The 500-nt window shown below is 61.6% G+C and carries 1 pseudogene; it reads left to right on the forward strand.

Features of this window, described 5'->3' with window-relative positions:
- Positions 1-112: 112 nt before the first annotated feature.
- A pseudogene (locus HMPREF1627_RS00240) lies at positions 113-500 on the forward strand (hypothetical protein); the annotation flags it as partial.

Here is a 500-nt window from a genome sequence, read left to right on the forward strand (position 1 = left end):
CATCGCTGATCCACATTTGAAGAGGGTGGTTTACCGCCCGACCCGCAGGGCGATGGTGCGCGTGAGCGATGGGGCCCAGCCGCGCGCGTGGGCAAAGGTGTTGCGGCCGGGTTTGGAACAGCCCCTGTTGCAGGCAATTTCTACTTTGGAGGGTTCTGACTTTCCGTTTGCACCCGTGCTCGGCACTCCTAGTGAGGGCGTGATTGTGCAGGCGCACGGGCAGGGGGCGCCGCTTGCGAATCTGATTTCGCAAAAGCCGTTGCAGGCGGCGCGCATGTTCGGTCAGATAAAAGAGGTTTTGGACGCGCTTCCACCGGCGGTGGCGGATTTGCCGCGCCAGAAGTCGTGGACGGATAGGCGGCGCCACCATGCGAAGGCGATTGGGCAGTCAATAGCAGATTTGGAGGCACCCGCCGCGCGTTTAGTGGAGCAAATCGATTCGATGTTGACTCCCACCCCGCAGTTGGTGCCCGCGCACGGTGATTTTTTCGAGGCGAACC

Origin of the sequence: Actinomyces sp. S6-Spd3 (genome assembly GCF_000758755.1) — a bacterium.
Taxonomy (GTDB): Bacteria; Actinomycetota; Actinomycetes; order Actinomycetales; family Actinomycetaceae; genus Pauljensenia.